The organism is Williamsia sp. Y721 (assembly GCF_059683565.1).
In genome coordinates this window covers 1,487,028-1,506,811 of sequence record NZ_JCASNH010000001.1, presented here as the reverse complement: position 1 = coordinate 1,506,811, position 19,784 = coordinate 1,487,028, and the positions used below count along the sequence as shown (strand labels likewise).

The window sequence follows — 19,784 nt, the reverse complement described above, 5'->3', positions numbered from 1 at the left end:
ACCAGTTTGGTTCTACGGCACGGCCGCTTCGCGAAAACCCTCAACCTAAACCATAGGCTTAGAGTTATGTCAAGTAGTCGTGTGCTGATGGAAACGCTAGGCACCTTCGGACACCGGAGCCAGCAACCGGCGCGGCGTGTCGGGAAAGAACTGTGCGAATTGCACCAAATCGGCTATTTGAACGTCGGATTCGACGGGCTGGACACATTGTATTCGGTTCCCGGTTGCGTCAGCACATGGCGCAGGGTCTCCGCTTTCTCGGCGTTTCGACTGTCGTCTCCCCACACCACGGTCCGGTTGTCCTTGAGTACCAACACGATATTGACCGGAGAACTGACCTCGATCGCGGCGATTTGTTCCGACACATATGGGGGAACCTGCGCCATCATCGTCAAAGCGGCCCGTGTCGAGGCGTCACCCGAACCCGGATTCCGGGTACGCAGCTGGGCCAGCCCGGGCGGCGGATCCTGTTGCGCGAACTCGAATCCCAGCTTGTCCATCAAGTACTTCTGTCCGTCACGTTCGGTGAAGACGACGGCGACACGTTCGACCACGGAGATACTGATGGTCGAGGGGTACTCACGCTTGACCCGGACCGAGGCGATCCGCGGCATCATCGATACCCGCCGGGCCGCGGCCGCAGCATCAACCTGAAGAAGCGGCTCGCCCGCGGGAATCGCTGCCGCGGAGGTGATCTCCTCCATCGGCACCGCGGAATTGCCCGTCACGTCGACGCTCCGCACCGACATCAGCGGCGTGAAGTACGCAACCAGGAACAGTGCGATGACCGCCGCTATGACACCGATGGTGCCGACCAGCACGCGCATGCCGCTGATCGCCGGCCGGGCGCGACTACGACCATTGCTTGTGCGACCACGGCTTTTGCGACCACTGTTCTTGCGACTCAGCCAACTGAACCTGCCTCGGCCGAACCGTCCGCCGCGATCCCTCGCCGACGTTCCCCTGCCGTCCGAATCGTCCGATCTGCCGGAGTCGTCGACGTCGCCGCCGGTTTCGATGTCGTCGGCGTCCACGTCATCACCGAACTCGTCTGGGTCGAACTGTTCTTGGTCGAACTGTTCTGGGTCGAACTGTTCTTGGCCGTACTCGTCCCCGACGAAATCATGTGGGCCAGGGACTTCCGCGTCGATGTCTGCTGGGTCGATCTCCCCTGGGTCGCGGCCGCCCGGACCGAGCTCATCTGAACCGACGTCCCTCGCGCCGCCGGTACGCCGCGACTTCTCATCGCGGCCGGGCCGACCACGCCCGCTCATTGTTCGCCCCGCGGGATCCGGTCGTCCTGATTCACCCGACCGGCATCGCGCAACGCTTTGACGATCTCCCCTGCCTGCATGGTCACGTCACCGGCACCGATGGTGAGGATCACATCCTGCGGCTGGGCCAGTTCGACCACCTGACGCGGGAGCGCCGAGACATTTGGCTGGAACGCAACGGGTTTGCCGATCCGTTCGGCGATCGTCACGCCACTGATGCCCGGGATCGGTTGCTCACGGGCTCCGTAGACGTCGAGCACGATGACCTGATCGGCGAGGTCGAGTGCGCCGGCGAACTCGGTCGCGAATGTTTGTGTGCGTGAGTACAGATGGGGCTGGAAGATGGCCACCACACGGCCACCGTCGACGTCCACCATGTCGCGCGCCGCGGTCAGCACCGCCCGTACCTCGGTGGGGTGATGTGCATAGTCGTCGAACACCCGGATTCCGCCGACCGCACCGCGCAGCTGGAATCGGCGGTGCACACCGGTGAAACCCTCGACGCCTCTGATCACATCGGAGATCGGCGCCCCGGCAGACTCTCCGGCGAGTACCGCGGCCATCGCGTTGAGCGCCATGTGTTTACCGGGGACCGGCAGATTCATCTCGTGTTCGACGACCACCCCGTCGCGGTCGGTGAATCGCACCTGCGCGATACCCCCACCGGCGCGGCTCTGCCAGGCCAACAGCTCGGCAGCGAGCGGAACACCCGGAGCCAGATCGCGATGCACCCCTTCGCCGTAGCCGCGGACCGATATCCCCCGCGCGACCAACCGTTCGTTCACCCGGCCCGCGAACGCCGCCGAACCCGGATCGTCCAGGCAGACCACGAGGGTCCCGCCATCGACGATGCGGTCGGCGAAGTCGTCGAACACCCTCACATAGGCCTCTACGGTCCCGAAGAAATCGAGATGATCGGACTCAACATTGGTCACCACGGCCACGTCCGGCGTGTATTCCAGGAGCGATCCGTCGCTCTCGTCGGCCTCGGCCACGAACAGCTCGCCCGAGCCGTGGTGGGCGTTGGTTCCGGATTCGTTCAGCTGTCCACCGATGGCAAACGACGGATTGAGACCACAGTGCTGCAGCGCGACCACCGTCATCGAGGTGGTGGACGTCTTGCCGTGGGTGCCCGCGATCAGCAGATTGCGATGCCCTTCCATCAACGTCGCCAGCACTCCGGGCCGCAGCAGAATGGGAATCCCGCGCTCGCGTGCGGCCACCAGTTCGGGGTTGTCCTTGGGGATGGCGGCCAGCGTGGTCACCACCACCGTCGGACCGCCGTCGAGCATGTCGAGTGCGGAACTGTCATGTCCGATGTGGATCTGGGCACCACGAGTGCGTAGATCGACCACACCCCGCGATTCCTTCGCGTCGCTTCCAGAGACCTGACCGCCACGCGCCAGCAGAATCCGTGCCAGCCCGGACATACCCGCGCCACCGATCCCGACCATGTGCACGCGCGAAAGTTGTGCAGGCAATGGTTGTTTCATATCTCCGGCGATCGGCTCGTTCATCGGCTCGCCGCCGCACGCCGGGCTTGCGCGAGTTCGATGCCGGCGGCGGCAACAGCCTGCGCGGCACCCCTGGCACCCGATCCGGCGGCCGCAGCGGCCATGGCCGACAACCGCTCGGGATCGGTCAACAGCGGCGGAAGGGTTTGCGCCACATAGTCCGGCGTCAGATCGGCATCGTCGACCATCAGCCCACCGCCGGCCTCGACCAGTGGAGCCGCGTTCAGACGTTGCTCACCGTTGCCATGCGGAAGCGGGACATACACCGCGGGTAGACCGGTTGCCGAGACCTCGGCGACGGTCATCGCGCCGGACCGGCAGATGGCCAGATCCGCTGCCGCGTATGCGAGGTCCATCCGCGAGATGTAAGGCAGGCCGACATACGGCGGTGTCGCGTCGAACGGCTCGAGGGTGTTCTTCTTCCCGTAAGCGTGCAGAACACCGATTCCGTTGTCCGCCAATGTCTGTGCCGCGCCACGGACAGCGGTGTTGAGACTTTGCGCACCTTGTGATCCACCGAAGACCAGCAGGGTCGGCGCATCGGGATCGAGCCCGAAGAAGGCCCGGGCCTCGGCACGCAACGCACCACGATCGAGATCGGAAATTGCTGCGCGCACAGGGATTCCGACAACGTCGGCCGCCAAGCCCGATCCGGGAACCGCAGCCAGCACGCGCTGGGCCAGCCGCGCGCCCACCTTGTTCGCCACGCCGGCGCGCGCGTTGGCCTCATGGATGACCACCGGGATCCGTGCACCCGAACGGCTCCGCAGGCGGGCCGCCAGATACGCGGGCAACGCGACGTATCCGCCGAAGCCGATGACCACGTCGGCGTCCACCTCATCGAGGATCCGACGCGTGGCTGCAACCGACTTGGGTAGCCGCAGTGGAAGTTTGGCCAGATCCGCATTGGGTTTGCGGGGCAACGGTACCGGCGGGATGAGCTCGAGGCGATAGCCGCGCTCGGGCACCAAGGTCGTCTCGAGTCCCCGCGCTGTACCCAGCGCGGTGACCTTGATCGTCGGATCGATCTCGATCAACGCATCCGCGACGGCCATCGCCGGTTCGATATGACCGGCTGTACCGCCACCTGCCACCACAACCGACAGCGGCCGGGTCGATTCACTCATGGCTTCATGCCCCATCCGCCTGCGCCCCGTCCAGATTTCCATCCGGCGGTTCGCTCACCGCCTCGGTCGCGGATCGCGGTATCGGCGGTCGTCGCCGTAGGCCGGACGGGCAGAGGTATTGCTGCCGCGACGGATATCTCGCGGCTGACGATCATGGGCATAACTGTCATTGTTACGCAGTGACTGCGACCGGCGCTGCGGCGGGCTCGCAGTGCCGTCATAACCCCAATCCTGGGGTCGCTGAACCCGCACGCGCCTGGTGTCCTCACGCGCTGGATGGCTGCGTGGAGGCTGTCGTTTCTGGGCCGGTCGCCGCGCTGGTTCGGTGGCCGCGGCGCGGCGCGCGCGTCCCACCGGACTCGGTGCGCGCTGCACCCGTCGCCGGTCCAGGCGGTCGCGCAGAACCTCGGCACGGGTCTGAGCGTACGGAACCGGATTGGGCAGCCGGAGCATTCGGCCGAACCTGCCGTCTCCACCCGATGCCAGTGCCGCGACCGCTTCCGGTTCGTGCCGTGCCGCGTTCGCCAGCAACCCGAACATGATCAGTGTGGTCAGCGTCGAGGTGCCACCGGCCGACAGCAACGGCAGCTGGATACCCGTCACCGGGAGCAGACCCACGACGTAGCTGATGTTGATCAGTGCCTGCGCGGTCACCAGGATCGTGATGGTCGCGGTGAGCAGCCGCAGGAACGGGTCCACCGAGCGAACCGCGATCCGCAGGCCGACAAAGGCGAACAAACCGAACAGCAGCAGCACGAGGACGCCACCGACGAGTCCGAGTTCTTCGCCGATGATCGCGAAGATGAAGTCGTTGTGGGCGTTGGGCAGGTAGTTCCACTTCGCCCGGCTCTGCCCGAGCCCCTCACCGAACGGACCACCATTGGCCAGGGCATACCGGGCCTGCCTGGCCTGATAACCCGCACCCTGCGGATCGTTGTCCTGACCCAGGAAGCTGAGCACCCGCGCGCTGCGATAGCCGGCCGACATGGCGAGCACGGCGGCCAGCGCCACACCGGTGAGCGCGAAGAAGCCGAAGACCTTCATCGGCAAACCTGCAAACCACAGCAGTGCGCCAATGATGATCGCGATCGTGATGGTGGTACTCAGGTTCGGTTCGAGGATGATCAGGCCACAGATCAGGATCGCGACCGGGATCAGCGGGATGAGCAACTCACGCAGTTGCGCGTTGTCCCGGCGACGGGAAGCGAGCAGATGGGCACCCCAGACACAGAGTGCAACCTTGGCCAGCTCTGAGGGCTGTACCGAGAGTCCGCCGATGACGAACCACCGTCGGGCACCCTGACTCAGGGTTCCGATGCCGGGCACCAGGACCAGCATCAGCATGATCGTGGTGATGATGATCGCCGGGGCGGCCAGCCGTCGCATGATCCGCACCGGCATCCGTACGGCGAAGTAGAACAGCACCACACCCATCGCGGCGAACACCAACTGCGTGGTGAACATGCCGTATGACGAACCGGTTTTTGAATAACCCTCCACCGACGATGCCGACAGCACCATCACCAACCCGAAGGCGGTCAGCAGGACGGTCAGGGTCACCACGAGATGAAACGACGCCAGGGGCCGGCTCAGGACACCGGCGACCCTGGTGAGAATCGAACCGATCCCCTCGCCGAGGGAGATGACCCGGCGATCCGGCGTGGACTTGGAGGTGCCGCGAGTGCCTGCCGCGGTCGAACCGGCGGGCTCTGCCTTGTCGTCGGAGTCGCCACCGATGTCGACGCCTTCCAGATCCCCATCGTCCTCGAGGTCCACGCCGCCCAGGCTTGTTTCCGGCTCGGAGTCGATATCCGAATCAATATCGTCAGAGTCCGCGTTGATCCGGTTCTTTCGCATCAGGATTCCCCCAGCACCTGCGCGCCCGGGAGAGCGCGGGCACTCGCGGCGAAGCTGTCGCCGCGGGCTCCGTAACCGGAGAACATGTCCAGCGATGCCGCCGCCGGGGCCAACACCACTGCATCAGGGGTATCCGGGTCGGCTGCGCAGAGGTCCCAGGCAGCCCGCACCGCGCTGTCCATGACCGCGTCGGCGGAGACCGGATCTACAGAAGCCGGGGCGATGTTCACCGACCCATCTTCCCCTGTTACTCGTGTGACTGTTGGGACCAAAGGGGCGTGTCGTGCCATTGCATCTCTGATGATGTCGCGATCGGCTCCGATGATCACCACCCCGGCGAGCCGATCGCGGACGGCGATGATGAGTTCGTCGACCGAAGCACCCTTGAGCAATCCCCCGGCAATCCAGATCACTCGGCGATGTCCCAGGATCGAGGCCTGCGCGGCGTGGGGGTTCGTCGCCTTCGAGTCGTCGATGAAGGTGGTTGTCCCGACGATGGCGACCGGCGCACTGCGGTGTCCGGCGACGGTGAACGCTTCGAGCCCTTCGGCGACGGCTTGCGGGCTCACCCCGACCGCCCGGCACAGCGCCGCCGCCGCCAGCGCATCGAGGACGCCGGACGGACCTTGCGGCCGCACCTTGTCGGCGTCGATCAGGGCAACGACATCGGTCAACGGGATCGGCCGAGAATCGCCACTCGCGTCCCAGTCGACCCGGTCGACCAATCGGCCGTCGAGGACACCGAGTTCATCCGGCTCCGGGACCCCGAGCCGGAATCCGAGTGTGCGGCCCTCCGGATCCGAGCCGGTGAGGTTGCCTGCCACCGGGTCGTCGCGGCCGACAACCGCAACCGGTCCCGACAGGGCGATGGCCTTGGCCTCGACGTAGGCATCCATCGAGCCATGCCAGTCGAGGTGGTCTTCGGCGATGTTGAGCACCACACCCGCGGTCGGACGTACCGACGGTGCCCAGAAGAGTTGAAACGACGACAGTTCCACCGCGAGCTGCTCGACGCGGGGCTCTGCGACCAACGCGTCGAGCACCGGCAGGCCGATGTTGCCGCAGGCCATGACCGAGGCGCCGGCAGCGGACATGATCGACTCGATCATCCCGGTGGTGGTGGTCTTGCCGTTGGTACCGGTGACCACCAGCCATTGACGAGGCGGGCCGGTGACGCCGGATCGGTCCACCTGCCAGGCCAATTCGACCTCGCCCCACACCGGTAGCCCCGCGGCCGCGGCCGCAACCACCAGTGGGTTGTCGGGGCGGAAGCCCGGCGATGCGACGACGAGGTCGAAGTCGGCGGTCCAGTCCGAGGTGGCGGTCAGCGTATCCGGGGACACCGCCGCAGCACCCGCGGCGACCAGCGGTTCGAGCGCGGCAGGTCGGTTGTCGCAGACGGTGACCGCCACACCATGGTTCAGCAAGAACCGCGCGGCGGACGCTCCGGCAATACCGGCGCCCGCGACCAGAACCCGCTCACCCCACGGTGCCTGCACCGTCATCGCCTATCCCCCACTTGAACTGAGGAACTCGCTGTAGAACAGCGACAACCCCAGGGCGCACGCGATGGCGGTCAGCAGCCAGAACCTGATGATCACCGTGGTTTCGGCCCACCCGGACAGTTCGAAGTGGTGATGGAACGGCGCCATCCGGAACACCCGCCTGCCGGTGGTCCGGAAGACCGCGATCTGGATGACCACCGAGATGATCTCAGCGACGAACAGCGCGCCGACGACGACAGCGAGGAGTTCGGTGCTGGTGGTGATCGACAGGCCGGCGAGCAACCCACCGAGCGCCAGAGAACCGGTGTCGCCCATGAATATCTTGGCCGGGGCGGCATTCCACCACAGGAATCCCAGGCAGGCGCCACCGCCGGCCACCGCGATCAACGCCAGATCGAGCGGGTCACGCACGGTGTAGCAACCGGGCTCGGCAGCTTTGGGCCCACCGACACAGGCATTGCGGTACTGCCAGAACGTGATCAGCACGTAGGAACCGAGCACCATCGCCATCGAACCCGCGGCGAGGCCGTCCAGTCCGTCGGTGAAGTTGACCGCGTTGGACCACGCCGACACCACCAGCCACACGAAGATGATGAAGACCACCGAACCCATGGCGATGGCGTCGATCTCACGGACGTACGACAACTTGGGGCTGGCCGGCTGGTAACCGGCTTCGTTGCGGAACTGCAGCGCCAGCACACCGAACAGCAATGCGGCGATGAGCTGACCCACCGACTTCGCGGTCTTGTTCAGTCCGAGGTTGCGCTGCTTGCGGATCTTGATGAAGTCGTCGAGGAAGCCGACGAGCGCCAACGTGGTCGCCAGCGACAGCACCAGGATGCCCGAGGCGGTCGGACCGCTGCCGTCCGTGATGTACCCGAACAGATGCGATCCCCAATAGCCCGCCCACAGTGCGGCCACGATCGCCACGCCGCCCATCGACGGGGTGCCGCGCTTGGTCTGGTGGCTTGCGGGCCCCTCGACCCTGATCTCCTGACCGAAGCCTTGACGCGAAAAGACCTTGATCAGCACCGGGGTCAGCAAGATCGCCACCGCCAGCGAGATCACGCCCGCAATCAGGATCTGCCTCACCTGAACATCCCTATCTGTCGAGTATCAAAGCTGTGATCGAAGACGTTCACGCAGGATCGCCACCCGGAGTCGGGCGGCCGCCGTGGCCGTCCAGGAATTCGGTAAGGCCGAGTTCGCGCCCACCCATCACCAGCACCACATCGTGCTCGCCGAGTTGCGCGTCCAGTATCTCCGCAGCCTCCTGTGGAGTGGACACCAGGACCGCCTCCGAACCCCACGAACCCTCCATGACCGCACCCTGATGAAGTCCGTGGACGGCTCGAGAGGTACCCACACAGATGACCTGACCGATGTCCAGGCGCACGGCCAGCCGGCCGAGTTCGTCGTGCGCGACCACCCAGCGCGTCATCGCAAGCCGATCATCGGCATCGAGATCCGGTGGGAGGTCCATCTCACCGAGCACCGCCCAACTGCGCCGCTCCGGCGCGGCGTGCACGGCATCGGCCAGGTCGCGCAGGGCGGCACGTACCGCCCTGGTGTCGACCCGGTCCACCTGCTCGGCCGGGCCGCTATCGGTATTGCTCACTGTGATGACTCCGTGTCGGTTGTATTCTGTTGCGTTCCAAGCTCATCGATGGCCTGGGCCAGGACGACCCGATCGTCGAAGGGATGCTTGACGCCGCGGATCTCTTGACCTGCCTCGTGTCCTTTGCCTGCCACCAGCACCACGTCACCGGGCCGCGCCCAGCGGACCGCGGCCCCGATCGCCTCGGCCCGGTCGCCGACTTCCCGGACCGGCTCAGCGCCCGAGGGGCGCTCGGCAAGCGGTACGGCCGCGGCTCCGGCGACCACCTGCGCCCGGATCTCGGCGGGTACTTCGGATCGCGGATTGTCGTCGGTGACGACAACGAACTCGGCGCCGCGCGCGGCCGCCTCACCCATGATCGGACGTTTTCCGGTATCGCGGTCGCCACCGGCTCCCACGACAACGGCGATCCGACCCTTGCTCTGGCCTCGCAGCGTGTCGATGACGGCCTCGAGCGCGGCGGGTTTGTGGGCGTAGTCGACCACGGCCAGGAACGGCTGCCCGCGGACGATGCGCTCGACTCGTCCGGGTACCGCGACACCACCGATCGATGCGATCGCCGTCGGCACCGGAACACCGGCACCGGCCGCGAGCGCAACAGCGGTCAGCGCATTGGCGACGTTGTATCTGCCGGGCATCGGGACAACCATCTCGTGCGACCGGCCGTCGGGCCCGGTCACCGTGACGTGCTGTGCACCGTCGGCGGCCACCTCGGATGGTCCGGCATGCCAGTCGACACCCTCCCCTGACCCCGACGTCGACACACTGATCGCGCCCGGGCCGGCGATCTGCAACATCTCGCGTCCCCAGTCATCGTCGACACAGATCACCGACGCCTCGGCGTGAACCGGCGAATCCGGCTGGAACAGCAGCGCTTTGGTGTTGAAGTAGTCGCGCATGGTCGGATGGAAGTCGAGATGGTCCTGCGAGAGATTGGTGAAAGCCCCCAGCGCGAACCGACTGCCGTCGACACGACCCAGATACAAGGCGTGACTGGAGACCTCCATCACCACCGAATCCACACCCTGCTCGAGCATCGCGGCCAACAAACCCTGCAACTGCGGGGCCTCGGGCGTGGTCAGTGCACTGGGCTGCCGAATCCCGGCGATCCGGGTCTCGACGGTGCCGATCAGTCCCACCGAGTGCCCGTCCGCCATCAGCGCCGCCTCGGTCAGGTAGCTCGTGGTGGTCTTGCCCGAGGTTCCGGTGATACCGATCAGCGTCAGGCGCCGGGACGGGTGACCGTATATCTGGGAGCTGAGGTCGCCGAGGATCTGCCGCGGCTGCGGATGAACCAGAATCGCGCAGTCGTGGGCTCCATCGAGAGCGGCCACGATGTCGCGTCCGGCGGGATCGGTCAGTACCGCCGTCGCACCGGCAGCCAGTGCATCCGCGGCGAATTGCGCACCGTGGAAATGGGTGCCCGGTAGCGCCGCGAACAGATCTCCTGGGCGAACATCCTGGGCCCGAAGGGTCACACCGCGCACAGCGCTCTGTGCTGTTGCCGCGCCGATCAGATCAATCTGTGCGTTGCCGGTCGCTGCGAGATCCTCCACCGGGGTCGGGGTGACCAGGGCAGGGCGCAGCACCGAACTATCGGGAGCAGACATTTTCTCAACATACCGCCGCGGGGTCACCCGGCTTGCAAGACCAGTGGAGGCGTCGGGCCCGATGACAGTGGTATCTGTTCACGCTGCAGCATCCAGGATGCGATGGTCTGGAACAGTGGCGCAGCGCTCTGTCCACCGGTGCCGTCACTGCTTCGTTTCGGGTTGTCCAGCATGATGCCGATCACGTATCGCGGGTTGTCAGCGGGCGCGATTCCGGCGAACGTGATGTTGTACGCCTCATTGGAATAGCAACCACACTTCGGATCCACCTGCTGCGCGGTGCCGGTCTTACCGCTGATCTGGTATCCGGGGACGTCTGCTTTCACACCGGTGCCGTTCTGCACACCCATCGGATCGCTCTGGACCACCGAACGGAACATGTCACGAACCGACTTGGCGGTCGCGGGGCTCACCACCCGAATCCCTGCCGGCGGCTCGGTGGCACCGGGCTGACCCTCACCGTTGATCGCCTTGATGATCCGCGGCGGGATCCGCACTCCGTCATTGGCAACCGCCTGGTACATGGCCGTCATCTGCAGCAGCGTCATCGTCAGGCCCTGGCCGATCGGAAGGTTGGCAAAGGTGCCACCCGACCACTGCGTGCGGGCCGGGACCACGCCGCCACTCTCGCCGGGCAGACCCACATCGGTGCTCTGGCCGAGGCCGAAACGCTTGAGCATGTCGGCAAATCGGTCCTCGCCCACCTTCTCGGCGAGCATCAGAGTTCCGACGTTGGAGGACTTACCGAAGATGCCCGTGGTCGTATACGGCGCAACGTCATGCGCCCAGGCATCTTTCACGGTGGCATCGGACATGGTGATCGTTCCCGGCACCTGGTGCACCTCGTCCGGCGTGGTGACACCGTATTCGATGGCGGCCGCAGCGGTGACGAGCTTGTTGACCGAACCGGGCTCGAACGGCGAGGTGACCGGGAGGTCACCGAGCTGCGCATCCCCCTGCTCGTCAAGGGGTTTGGCGGGATTGAACGTGCCGTCGTTGGCCATCGCCAACACTTCGCCGGTCTTGACATCCATGACCACGGCCGACGCGTTCACCGCGCCCGAGCGGTCCTTGGCCAGCTGCACCTGGTTCTGGACGTACCACTGGATGTCGGAGTCGATGGTCAGTTCCACGGTGGCACCGTTGACGGCCGGATGCAGGTTGCGAGGGCTGCCAGGGATGACAGCACCGTCGGAGCCACGGTCGTAGGTGCGCGACCCGTCAGCACCTGAAAGTACTGAATCCATCGAGGATTCCAGGCCGATCAATCCGTTTCCGTCGAAGTCGACGTCACCGACGATGTTCGCCGCCAACTCGCCACCGGGGTACAGCCGCACGTCCTGTCGCTCCGAACCGACCTCGGGGAACTCATCGATGATCTTGTTGGCCGACTCCGGACTGATCGCCCGCGCCAGGTACACGAAGGTCTCGTCGCTACGCAGCAGTTCACGAAGCGAGGACTCGTCGAACTCGTTGCCGAGCTCCTCTCGGATTCCGCGCGCGATCTCACCGATCCGGGTGTCGAGGTCCGGTAGCGACGGATTCTTCTGATGCGCCTCTTCGATCTCTTTGCGAACCTTGACCGGCTGGAAGGTCAGTGCGCGAGCGTCATCGGTGTAGGCGATGGCCTTGCCCTTGCGGTCCTCGATGGCACCACGTTTCGCGGGCAGCACCTCGGTCACCGCACGCTGGCTTGCCGCCTCGGCGGACAGTGACGGGCCGTCGACGACCTGCAACATCGTCATCTTCACCGTGACCACCAGGACCACGACCAGGATCAAAGCCGTTGCCACCCGGTGGCGCCGCAAGAATTGCCGACTGGCCTGGATCATGTCGTCGCTCCCGTGGTGCGAACCACCAGCCGGGAAATTGGTACGGCCGGCGGCCGTCCGGGGCGCGTTGTCGGGATGGTCGCTGTCGCGGTATCCGGCAGGCCCCGTTCCCTGGCGTCCCCGCGGACGCCGCGACGGGCCAACCCGCTCCCGGCCCACTGATCGCTGCCGGGTACGACGGTCGCCCGTACTCCTCGGCCGCATCATCGGCAGCACCGATCGTCAGCAGATCCCTTCGCCGTGAACACCATCGCAAATGAGACCTTCATGGTTGTCAATTCTCTGCTGCGCTAACCGACTTCGCCCGAATTTGCGCCCGGCGCGCCGCCATTGGTTGGAAGAACATTTGAGTATGCCGGCGCAGTCGGGGACTCGGCCGGGCTATTCACTGTCGGGGCCGTCGGGGCCGCCGGAGAGGTCGGGGCCGTCGGCAGAGGATTGGCGGCGTTGCCACCCGGGGTGACCGGGGTCCCCTGAATCGGAATCCCCTGAGCCCCTGGTGCTGTCGGATTGACAACCGGAGTTTCTGCCGGCTTGGGCGCGGCCGTTTTCCGACCGTTGTTCATCGACGGCGCTTTGTCACCTTCAGCGGGCTTGATCTCGCCGACAACGGTTTCACGCCCATCGGGACTGATGACCATCCGCGGCACATCGGTGGCCGGGATCATGCCCAATTCACCGGCCTTTTCGGACAATTCAGGCGCAGAGTCACCCGACTCGTACGCCTTCTTGAGGGCGTCCCGGCGGTCGGACAGCTGTTCGTTGTACGCACGTTCCACACCGAGTTGATACGAGTCCTGAGCCGACTTGGTCGAAAGCCACAGTGTCAGCGCCAATCCGGCCAACAGCATCCCGACAACGACTACGGCGAACGGGACGCGGCGCATCGCCTGGACCGGCGCACTTCGCATGCGGCCCCACATTGCCGGCTTCTCCACCGGCGCGGCGTGGCTCTCGGGACGCTGCCAGTGACGTGATGTCGACGAAACCGCCCCGGCACCAAGGCGTTTGCGACGACGCTCGAGCGCCTTCTCCGCCGCGGCCGAACGCTGCCGGTTCGCACCCGAGTGCCTGGCACGCTGTTCACCGGCATCGCGGCGCCGTGCAGAGGCGAGATTGTCGTCGGTTACCGTCACTTCTTCCCCCCCGCTATCCGTTCGATGACCCGCACCCGTACGGATGCGGACCTCGGGTTGCGCTCGATCTCTTCGTCCGAAGCCTGTTCCGCTCCCCTGGTCACCAGCACGAAATCCGGTGCGGTTCCAGGAAGATCGACAGGGAGTCCGGGTGGTGTCCTCGATTTGGTCCGCTCGACGAACTCGCGTTTGACGATCCGGTCCTCCAGCGATTGGTAAGACATGACCGCCAGGCGCCCACCGACCGCCAAAGCCGAAAGTGCTGCGGGTAGAGCAGCCTTCAACGAGGTCAGCTCCCCATTGACTTCGATCCGCAACGCCTGGAATGTGCGCTTGGCCGGATGACCACCGGTACGTCGGGTGGCTGCCGGAATGGTCCGATACAACAACTCCACCAGTCGGCCGCTGGTGGTGAAGGGTTCGATCTCCCGTTCACGCAGAACCGCGGAGGCAATCTTGCCCGCAAACCTCTCGTCACCGTATTCCGAAAGGACACGGGCCAATTCGCCGTGCCCGTAGGTGTTGAGGACATCGGCCGCGGTCAGTGGGTCGTCTGCATTCATCCGCATGTCCAGCGGAGAGTCAACCGCGTAGGCGAACCCGCGGTCGGGCTGATCGAGTTGCATCGACGAGACGCCGAGGTCGTAGAGTGCGGCGTCGATCTTCGTCACACCGGCCTGCTCCAAGGCCTCGTCCACCGCGTCATACCGCGTGTGGACAAAGGTGATCCGATCGCCGAAGGGCGAGAGTCGCTCGCGCGCGAGATTCAAAGCGTTGATGTCACGGTCGATCCCGATGATCGAAACGCCAGGGAATCTCTGGGCGATGAGTTCGGTATGGCCGCCTGCGCCGAGAGTGCCGTCGACATAGATCGCGTCGGTGCCGTCGGGATGTCGCCGCGTGATCGAAGGTGCGAGCAATTCGATCATCCGCTCGGCCATGACCGGGACGTGCCCGAAGGGGCCATCGGCGAGATCCACTGTGCTACCTCTCGTGCGGTCCGGGTGCGCCAATTGGCCGGCAGGTGTGTGGGTGGATCCTGGTCCCTGCCCGATCTCCGCACCTGGCGCTGGGGAAGTGCGTCAGGGGCGGGCTGTCGAACCTGGCGCTGGGGAAGTGCGTCAGGGTCGGATCGGGCAAAGGCCTCGATTCACCCACGTGGTCTTGTGGTCCTTGGCCTCAGGCCGTGTCCAGGACGTCGAAGCCCACGCTCGAGAAGTTCTCCTCGTGCTCATCCTGGTAATCGCGCCATGTCTGCGCGTCCCAGATCTCCAAGTGGCTCATGTTTCCGATGACCACACATTCTTTGGCCAGCCCGGCATAACGACGGTGATCCGGGGACAGTGTTATGCGTCCCTGTCCGTCTGGCCGCTGTTCATCGGTTCCCGAGCTCAGTTGACGCTGAAAAGCCCGGGCAGCAGGATCGTTCTTGGGCGAGCTCATCACTCGTTGAGCCAACTCATAGAAGTCATCCCGCATGTGCACTGCGAGGCTGCGGTCCTGACCTTTTGTGATCATCACCCCTCCTGCAAGTGCGTCTCGGAACTTTGCGGGCAGCGTGAGCCGCCCCTTGTCGTCCAACTTGGGTGTGTAAGTGCCGAAGAACATAGCGCTGGCCATGTGTCGTCACCTCCAACCCCAAGGTTGATGGAAAGATCCGGTTCTCTTCCACCAACGATCACCACTGTACCCCACAATCCACCACTTTCCACCCCATGCAGCCCAAAAATGGGCATTTCGCCGTCAACATTGCAGGTAGACGCCGCATCACCAGGTGGGGGACAAAACCTGATCCGGAGTGTCCCGGAACCTTTCGGACCAGATTTTGGAGTCCCAGGGGGCACTTCAGCCCCGTTTTGCCGGCAGAACCTCAGGCGTGGGAGAAAGTGGGGATTTGGGTGGAAAGTGGGGCGAGATGCCCTGAAAAACACAAAAAGGCCGTGCATCGCGATGCGATGCACGGCCTTTTACAATCAAACGCGCTTGGAGGCGTCTACTCCTGCTCGAAGCGGCGGTTGAACCGCTCTTCCATACGCTCGGAAAACTTTCGTCCTTGCCGCTGCTCGCGGCCCGACGAACCGCCGCGCGACGACGACCCCGAAGAACCTCCGGGAGTCGGTCCGCTACGAGATCCCCACAACGCCATCAGCCCGGCGCCGAACATCACCAAGAAGCCGATGAGGCTGACAATGGGGAATCCGCCGACCTGCACCTCGATGACAACTCCCCCGACAAGGAGAACAAGTCCGACGAGGAACAGCACGGCAGCTTGCAGTCGACGGCGCGCAGTGGAGCCGCGAAAGCGACGTGACCGTACGTTCGACGCAAACTTGGGGTCTTCGGCGTACAGAGCGTTTTCGATCTGTTCGAGCATGCGCTGCTCGTGCTCTGAGAGTGGCACCCGCCCCCTCCTTCAGCACATGGTTTCGGTAGAGCATCCAGAGGAGACAATTCCGGTTGCCCGGACCCACTGCGGTGGACCCACCTCCGATGATACGAGGTGTTGGAAGTTCGAACCACCATTCCCCGCCACAAGTTGGTCAATTTTGGTCCGTTAGCAGTAATTTCGTAGCCTTCAGGCCGCACCGGCAGGCATATTCGACGGTTTGCCCCGCTCGAGTCGCAGGATTTCCATCTCGACCACGTGCAAAAACTTGTCCACGTTCGGTCGTAACTCGGCGATCTGCTCGTCGGTCACCGACCGGATCCCGGCCTCCGTGTCGGCGCGCAGGCGAGAGAGCCCGGCGAAGTACGTTGCCCACTCGGAGAGCTCGGGCATCGCCTGCGGCAGTCGCGCCCACGCACTGCGCGACCCGCGTCGGCGCGTGGGGTGCTCGGCGACGGCCAGGACAGCGCCCGCCGCGCGCAACGCCGATTGGTACAGCGCGCTGAACGCCTCGGCGGAATCGGTGACGACATCCGATTCACGCAGACGCGACTCCGCTCGTTCCAACATCTCGCGGGAGGCGATGATCTGCGTTGGTTCGGGCAGTCGGGTGACCCGCGCGGTCGAAGCCGCTACGCCATTCCGGGAGACACGCGCAGGGGTTTGTGCCGTCGTCGCCATCTCGGTCCTCCTTCGCCGAACTGTCTGTGTCTATGCGGGGTCGGCCCGGTGGCCTACGCTTCCCTCGTCGGCCACCGAGCCGCTCCACGTCGTAAAGCGGGTAAACGATGCGGCTTGCGCCTTTGCGGAGGTTGAAGCCTCGAACACCCGTTCGACAGTTTCAATATACCTAACGACACCGACAACCCTCAAGCAAAAAAGGCGGAAACTTCTGTGCCCATCCGGATCGCCGACCTCTCGGCCCACGATGCACAGATCTGGCTGCCCGAGGCGTTGAGCGTGTACGTCACCGCTATGAACTACCCGCCGGGCACCGAAGTGCAACGGGCTCCCCTGTGGCACGACCACATCCGGCGCCCCGGATGGAAAGCTGTTGCCGCGATCGACTCACCTGGCCCGGCAACCGGACGGGAAACCCTGGTCGGGATCGCATATGGATACAGCGGCGCGCACGATCAATGGTGGAACCAGCAGGTGCGCAGCGGTCTGGTCCGCGCCGGGTGCAGCCGTGAGCGCGTCAGCGCCCTGACCGACAACTACTTCGAGCTGACCGAACTCCACGTGCATCCGTCCGCACAGGGCAGGCAGATCGGCGAACACTTGTTACAACGCCTGCTGGTCGATCGCTCCGAACCACAGGTGCTGCTCTCGACCCCCGAGGTAGACGAGGAGAACAACCGTGCCTGGCGCCTGTACCGCAGGCTGGGTTTTGCCGACGTGCTGCGCGGCTTCACCTTTGCCGGTGATCCCAGGCCGTTTGCTGTCCTCGGCCGCGCACTCCCATTGCGTTAGGACCACATGATCGACGTCAGGACCACAATCGACACCATCGTCATCGGGGCCGGACACAACGGCCTCGTGGCCGCCGCCTATCTGGCCGCCGCCGGTCAACAGGTCAAAGTGCTCGAACGCGACAGTGTCCCCGGCGGTGCCGTGTCCAGCGTCGAACGGTTCCCGGGCTATCGCGTCGACCGTGGGTCGTCGGCGCACCTGATGATCCGGCACACCCCGATCCTCGAAGAGCTCGCACTGGCCGATCACGGACTGCGATATATCGACTGCGACCCGTGGGCGTTCTGCCCGGCGACCGACGATGCTCCCCCGATCATCTTCCACCACGACCTCGAGAAGACGATCGCGTCGATCGAGGCGGCCTGCGGTCCCGCCGATGCGCACGCCTACCGTGGCTTCGTCGACGTCTGGGCGCGCCGGTCGGCGGCGATGATGTCGGCGTTCACCTCTTCCCCATCCCCGCTCGCTCTCGGCAAGGCGTTCTGGGGTCTGCCCGCGCGCATCCCCGGAAACGGCTCCGCCGCCGGGCTCGGTCTGTCGCAAGAGTTCCTGATGTCCGGTAATGCACTCTTGGACAACTGGTTCGAATCCGAACACCTCAAGGCGGCACTGGCCTGGTTCGGAGCGCAGTCCGGTCCGCCGATGAACGAACCCGGAACCGCACCCATGGTCGGCTTTGCCGCGGCGATGCACACCATTCCCCCAGGCCGGGCTGTCGGCGGCAGCGGCGCGCTCGCAGAAGCCCTCATCCGCAAACTTCACGCCGACGGCGGCGAACTCGAACTGTCGGCCGCCGTGACCGCCATCGAGAAGCAGGGCGACGGCTGGCGGGTCCGTACCGCCGATGGTGGCTCGCATCGGGCCCGATCGGTGGTCAGTGCCTGTCACATCCTCACCACCCTGGACCTGTTGCAGGCCGGTGGATTCGACCGCACGACCGCCGATCGGTGGCGCTCACAGATCCGGATCGGTGGCGGCATAGGCATGGCAGTCCGTCTCGGGGGCACCGCGCTGCCGCAGTATCCCGGACTACCCGCCGACACCTCGGTGCATGGCGGGCTGGGTCTGCTGGTGACCGATCGCGGACATCTGGCCCGTGCGTACGCCGATGCCACCGCCGGCGATCTGCCGCGGCGCCCGGCACTGATCGCGATGAGTTTCTCCGCGATCGATCCGACGCTGGCACCACCCGACCGGCATCAGACGAGTCTGTGGGCCCAATGGCATCCGTACAAGCTCTCCGGCGGGCGGAGCTGGGCTGATCTCGCTGCCACCGCCGGCCGGGAGATCATCAACGAGTTGGACCGCCATGCACCGGGTTTCGCCGACTCGATCGAGCACACTTACGTCCAGACGCCCGCCGACCTGGAATCCGAGCTCGGGATGACCGGCGGCAACATCATGCATGTGGAGATGTCGCTGGATCAGATGCTGTTGTGGCGCCCCCATCCCGAATTGGCCCGGCACCGGGTTCCCGGTGCCCCCGGCCTGGTGCTCGCCGGGGCCTCGACCCACCCGGGCGGTGGTGTCAGCGGTGCCAGCGGTCGGATCGCGGCGACCGCGATCTTGTCCGACCGGAGATCTCCGTTGGCCAAGATCACCCGCGGCCGATGGGGGTGAGGGCCGCGCCGGTGGTCCCCCGACGTCAGGTCTTGCTGTGGACCTCGGCGGTCATGCTGGCCGGATCGATCGCCGCGCAGATCGTCTACCCCCTGGTCGACGGGGTGGCGCGCGATCGGGCCACCGTGGTCGTGGTTGTCGCCGCGGCCGCCGCGATGCTCGCTCATGCCACGTTCCGGCTGGGGCCGTTGCGGGCAGTCGCGGTCTTCGCGGCGACGGCCGGCGTCGGATGGACCGCCGAAATCGTCGGCGTCGCCACCGGTTTTCCGTTCGGCGCCTACGCCTACGCCACCGACCGGATCGGGCCGTCCGTGGCCGAGGTCCCGGTGATCATCGGCTTGGCCTGGACCGCAGGCGGTTACAGCATCTGGTGGATCAGCTCGCTGGTCAGTCGCCGTCGTCCGATCCGGATCGCCGTGGCAACTGTCGGGATGGTCGGCTGGGATCTGTACCTCGACCCGCAAATGGTCAGTGCCGGATTGTGGACCTGGTCCACACAGGACGCCGGGCTCCCCGGCATCGATCAGATCCCGCTCACCAACTTCATCGGCTGGGCCGGTGTCGCGTGTGTCATGTTCGTCTTGCTCTCGCTCATCGACCCGAACCCGGTCACGGTGACACCTATGACGTTGGTCGCACCGGTGGGCTGGTTCACCTGGACCTGGCTCGGTTCGGCACTGGCGTTCCTGGTGTTCCTCGACGACCCCGCGCTTCCCGCCGCGGTTCCGTACGGGCTGATCGGGATGGGCATCCTGGGGGTGCCTGCGGCGTTGGCATTGTCTCGGGCATTGTCTCGCCGGCACCTTTCCGGCATCAACTGACACGATCAGCG

The 19,784-nt window shown here is 65.4% G+C and carries 17 protein-coding genes; 3 read left to right on the top strand and 14 right to left on the bottom strand.

Going from position 1 to position 19,784, the window contains the following annotated elements:
• Positions 1-173 precede the first annotated feature (173 nt).
• From AC56PL_RS06705 to AC56PL_RS06640, 14 genes are all read right to left on the bottom strand, one after another.
• Positions 174-1,274 (bottom strand): cell division protein FtsQ/DivIB, encoded by a 1,101-nt coding sequence (locus AC56PL_RS06705; RefSeq protein ID WP_497153305.1) that lies wholly within the window; start codon positions 1,272-1,274, stop codon positions 174-176.
• Entirely contained in the window at positions 1,271-2,791 is a 1,521-nt protein-coding gene (gene murC / locus AC56PL_RS06700) for a UDP-N-acetylmuramate--L-alanine ligase (RefSeq protein ID WP_495515562.1), read from the bottom strand. The genes AC56PL_RS06705 and murC overlap by 4 nt, the downstream gene beginning before the upstream one ends.
• Entirely contained in the window at positions 2,788-3,915 is a 1,128-nt protein-coding gene (gene murG / locus AC56PL_RS06695) for an undecaprenyldiphospho-muramoylpentapeptide beta-N-acetylglucosaminyltransferase (protein ID WP_497153304.1), read from the bottom strand. The genes murC and murG overlap by 4 nt, the downstream gene beginning before the upstream one ends.
• A gap of 54 nt (positions 3,916-3,969) precedes the next feature.
• On the bottom strand, positions 3,970-5,772 hold the full coding sequence (ftsW, locus tag AC56PL_RS06690) for a putative lipid II flippase FtsW (RefSeq protein ID WP_497153303.1): 1,803 nt from the start codon (positions 5,770-5,772) through the stop codon (positions 3,970-3,972).
• A complete protein-coding gene (gene murD / locus AC56PL_RS06685) occupies positions 5,772-7,277 on the bottom strand; it encodes a UDP-N-acetylmuramoyl-L-alanine--D-glutamate ligase (protein WP_497153302.1) in 1,506 nt (501 codons plus the stop codon). The genes ftsW and murD overlap by 1 nt, the downstream gene beginning before the upstream one ends.
• A gap of 3 nt (positions 7,278-7,280) precedes the next feature.
• Positions 7,281-8,369, bottom strand: a complete 1,089-nt coding sequence (mraY, locus tag AC56PL_RS06680; protein ID WP_495515558.1) for a phospho-N-acetylmuramoyl-pentapeptide-transferase — start codon at positions 8,367-8,369, stop codon at positions 7,281-7,283.
• A gap of 46 nt (positions 8,370-8,415) precedes the next feature.
• The gene (locus tag AC56PL_RS06675) at positions 8,416-8,895 is read right to left on the bottom strand and encodes a UDP-N-acetylmuramoyl-tripeptide--D-alanyl-D-alanine ligase (RefSeq protein WP_497153301.1); all 480 of its coding nucleotides are present in this window, start codon (positions 8,893-8,895) and stop codon (positions 8,416-8,418) included.
• Positions 8,892-10,505, bottom strand: coding sequence for a UDP-N-acetylmuramoyl-L-alanyl-D-glutamate--2,6-diaminopimelate ligase (locus AC56PL_RS06670; protein WP_495515556.1), 1,614 nt, complete (start codon positions 10,503-10,505; stop codon positions 8,892-8,894). Before AC56PL_RS06670 ends, AC56PL_RS06675 begins: the two co-directional genes overlap by 4 nt.
• Positions 10,506-10,528: 23 nt before the next feature.
• On the bottom strand, positions 10,529-12,541 hold the full coding sequence (locus tag AC56PL_RS06665; RefSeq protein ID WP_495516070.1) for a penicillin-binding transpeptidase domain-containing protein: 2,013 nt from the start codon (positions 12,539-12,541) through the stop codon (positions 10,529-10,531).
• 86 nt (positions 12,542-12,627) lie between these two features.
• Positions 12,628-13,473: a cell division protein FtsL gene (gene ftsL / locus AC56PL_RS06660; protein ID WP_497153300.1), complete on the bottom strand. Its 846-nt coding sequence runs from the start codon at positions 13,471-13,473 to the stop codon at positions 12,628-12,630.
• Complete coding sequence (gene rsmH / locus AC56PL_RS06655; RefSeq protein WP_495516069.1) at positions 13,470-14,414, bottom strand: 16S rRNA (cytosine(1402)-N(4))-methyltransferase RsmH; 945 nt, start codon at positions 14,412-14,414, stop codon at positions 13,470-13,472. The genes ftsL and rsmH overlap by 4 nt, the downstream gene beginning before the upstream one ends.
• Before the next feature lie 238 nt (positions 14,415-14,652).
• Complete coding sequence (gene mraZ / locus AC56PL_RS06650; RefSeq protein ID WP_495516068.1) at positions 14,653-15,081, bottom strand: division/cell wall cluster transcriptional repressor MraZ; 429 nt, start codon at positions 15,079-15,081, stop codon at positions 14,653-14,655.
• Positions 15,082-15,466: 385 nt separating this feature from the next.
• Positions 15,467-15,874, bottom strand: coding sequence for an SCO2097 family morphological protein (locus tag AC56PL_RS06645; RefSeq protein WP_495515554.1), 408 nt, complete (start codon positions 15,872-15,874; stop codon positions 15,467-15,469).
• Positions 15,875-16,048: 174 nt separating this feature from the next.
• Positions 16,049-16,540, bottom strand: a complete 492-nt coding sequence (locus tag AC56PL_RS06640; RefSeq protein WP_495515553.1) for an SAV_6107 family HEPN domain-containing protein — start codon at positions 16,538-16,540, stop codon at positions 16,049-16,051.
• Positions 16,541-16,753: 213 nt separating this feature from the next.
• Between AC56PL_RS06640 and AC56PL_RS06635 the strand changes: the two genes are divergently transcribed.
• The 3 genes from AC56PL_RS06635 to AC56PL_RS06625 are packed head-to-tail and all read left to right on the top strand — an operon-like array spanning position 16,754 to position 19,773.
• Entirely contained in the window at positions 16,754-17,332 is a 579-nt protein-coding gene (locus tag AC56PL_RS06635; protein WP_495515552.1) for a GNAT family N-acetyltransferase, read from the top strand.
• A gap of 6 nt (positions 17,333-17,338) precedes the next feature.
• Positions 17,339-18,952, top strand: coding sequence for a phytoene desaturase family protein (locus AC56PL_RS06630; protein ID WP_497153299.1), 1,614 nt, complete (start codon positions 17,339-17,341; stop codon positions 18,950-18,952).
• Positions 18,943-19,773: a carotenoid biosynthesis protein gene (locus AC56PL_RS06625; protein WP_497153298.1), complete on the top strand. Its 831-nt coding sequence runs from the start codon at positions 18,943-18,945 to the stop codon at positions 19,771-19,773. The genes AC56PL_RS06630 and AC56PL_RS06625 overlap by 10 nt, the downstream gene beginning before the upstream one ends.
• The last annotated feature ends 11 nt before the right edge of the window (positions 19,774-19,784 follow it).

What these genes read in the sequence shown, in the direction of transcription:
- rsmH (WP_495516069.1), bottom strand. Translation starts at nt 14,414, where the DNA reads ATGGCCGAGCGGATGATCGAATTGCTCGCACCTTCGATCACGCGGCGA.
- murG (WP_497153304.1), bottom strand. Translation starts at nt 3,915, where the DNA reads ATGAGTGAATCGACCCGGCCGCTGTCGGTTGTGGTGGCAGGTGGCGGT.
- murD (WP_497153302.1), bottom strand. Translation starts at nt 7,277, where the DNA reads ATGACGGTGCAGGCACCGTGGGGTGAGCGGGTTCTGGTCGCGGGCGCC.
- AC56PL_RS06640 (WP_495515553.1), bottom strand. Translation starts at nt 16,540, where the DNA reads ATGGCGACGACGGCACAAACCCCTGCGCGTGTCTCCCGGAATGGCGTA.
- ftsW (WP_497153303.1), bottom strand. Translation starts at nt 5,772, where the DNA reads ATGCGAAAGAACCGGATCAACGCGGACTCTGACGATATTGATTCGGAT.
- AC56PL_RS06705 (WP_497153305.1), bottom strand. Translation starts at nt 1,274, where the DNA reads ATGAGCGGGCGTGGTCGGCCCGGCCGCGATGAGAAGTCGCGGCGTACC.
- murC (WP_495515562.1), bottom strand. Translation starts at nt 2,791, where the DNA reads ATGAACGAGCCGATCGCCGGAGATATGAAACAACCATTGCCTGCACAA.
- AC56PL_RS06625 (WP_497153298.1), top strand. Translation starts at nt 18,943, where the DNA reads ATGGGGGTGAGGGCCGCGCCGGTGGTCCCCCGACGTCAGGTCTTGCTG.
- AC56PL_RS06665 (WP_495516070.1), bottom strand. Translation starts at nt 12,541, where the DNA reads ATGCGGCCGAGGAGTACGGGCGACCGTCGTACCCGGCAGCGATCAGTG.
- AC56PL_RS06670 (WP_495515556.1), bottom strand. Translation starts at nt 10,505, where the DNA reads ATGTCTGCTCCCGATAGTTCGGTGCTGCGCCCTGCCCTGGTCACCCCG.
- mraZ (WP_495516068.1), bottom strand. Translation starts at nt 15,081, where the DNA reads ATGTTCTTCGGCACTTACACACCCAAGTTGGACGACAAGGGGCGGCTC.
- AC56PL_RS06630 (WP_497153299.1), top strand. Translation starts at nt 17,339, where the DNA reads ATGATCGACGTCAGGACCACAATCGACACCATCGTCATCGGGGCCGGA.